Below are 1517 nucleotides of genomic sequence, written 5' to 3'. Positions count from 1 at the left end.
ACAAGCCGCGCCGGTTGGTCACTGACGGGCTGAAGAGCCACGGCGTGGCCCAGCGCGAACTCCTACCCGAGGTCCGGCATCGAAGCAGCCGCTACTTGAACAACCGGGCCGAGAACTCGCACCGCCCTACCCGACGGCGGGAGCGGCAGATGCAACGGTTTAAGTCGGCTGAGCAGGCTCAGCGGTTCCTCTCGGCGCACAGCATGATCTACGGCCATTTCCGTCCTCGTCGACACCTGATGACGGCCGGCGAGTACCAGCGTGCGCGCACCAAGGCCTGTCGCAGCTGGCAGCAGGAGACCTGCGCCCAAGCGGCATCCTGATCCTACCGCCCCCTCAGTCACGCCGCCGAACTCGCCCTCCCGTCAAACAACTTGCCAATGCCCACTTGGTGGATCCGCCAGTCTGTCACCCGAGCCATCGCCGATCAGGCACGGACGATCCGCGTGCCGGTGCACATGACGGAGACGGTCAGCAAGCTGAACCGTACGTCGCGGCAGATGATGCACGAACTCGGGCGGGAGCCGACGCCTGCGGAGCTCGCCACCAAGATGGGCCTGCCGGAGGACAAGGTGGTCAAGGCTCAGAAGATTGCCCGGGAGCCGATCAGCCTGGAGACGCCGATTGGTGACGAGGAGGACAGTCACCTCGGCGACTTCATCCGGGACGAGAACGCCGTCCTGCCGCTGGACGTGGCGGTCCAGGCTGGCCTGCGGGACGCGGCAAGCAAGGCGCTGTCCGGTCTGACGCCGCGCGAGGAGCGGGTGCTGCGGATGCGTTTCGAGCTCGGCATGAACTCGGATCACACCCTCGAGGAGGTTGGCCAGCAGTTCATCGTGACGCGTGAGCGCATCCGTCAGATAGAGGCCAAGGCGCTGCGCAAGCTGCAGCACCCGGCGCTCGCCAAGCAACTCCGGACCTTCCTGGAGGGAAGTTAGGATGCACCGCAGGTGTAGAGGGCTGCCCCTGACACCCCGAATGGCCCGTCATCGACACGCGGCTGACCGGCGGTAAGCCACCTCGAAGGACGTCAGACGCCCTCCGAACGTGCAAAACCCCTGCCGCTCTGCCTAACCCATTCGTTATGAAGGAGGCACTTATCCGATTAGATGGATGTCACTGGCTTGCATAAGTAAGCCGCCAGTGAATTTAGCGATCATCACTGCCTCACCAGCGCCCGATCCGTCAACATCCCAGAATAGAGTGGCTGTATCAGTGCGGTAGACAAACTGACCGATCCCTGCGGGAGCACTCACCATGCCGGTAGAGTTAGACGTAAACTCGTCTGGACGAAGGCTGGTTCCAACTATCAACCCTCCCCCAAAGCCAGAGGCCGAAATCTCGAGAATGTCTTGGCCATGCTGAAAGTCCGTGATGAAGTCACCACCCTCTGGCGCTGATCCGAAATGAAACTTGTCGCTGCCAGCCCCCCCAGACAAGCTGTCGGCACCAACACCACCCCAGAGCGTGTCGTTTCCCGCGCCGCCCTGCAGAAGGTCGTTCCCTGCACCGCCGTA

General features: G+C 63.0%; 1 protein-coding gene and 2 pseudogenes. 2 read left to right on the top strand and 1 reads right to left on the bottom strand.

What is annotated here, in order from left to right; translation table 11 throughout:
• Both BO39_RS35570 and BO39_RS29420 read left to right on the top strand, forming a co-directional pair.
• A partial coding sequence (locus BO39_RS35570) for a DDE-type integrase/transposase/recombinase (protein ID WP_043840438.1) occupies window positions 1-323 on the top strand: 323 nt, incomplete at its 5' end.
• Window positions 324-386: 63 nt separating this feature from the next.
• Window positions 387-938, top strand: a pseudogene (locus tag BO39_RS29420) (sigma-70 family RNA polymerase sigma factor); the annotation flags it as partial.
• Between the two features lie 159 nt (window positions 939-1097).
• Here BO39_RS29420 and BO39_RS35115 read toward each other — a convergent pair.
• A pseudogene (locus BO39_RS35115) lies at window positions 1098-1517 on the bottom strand (hypothetical protein); the annotation flags it as partial.

It is taken from the genome of Roseomonas aerilata DSM 19363 (assembly GCF_000711725.1).
Lineage (GTDB): Bacteria > Pseudomonadota > Alphaproteobacteria > Acetobacterales > Acetobacteraceae > Roseomonas > Roseomonas aerilata.
The sequence above is the reverse complement of the archived record's forward strand: the minus strand, read 5'-3'. Positions and strand labels throughout refer to the sequence as shown.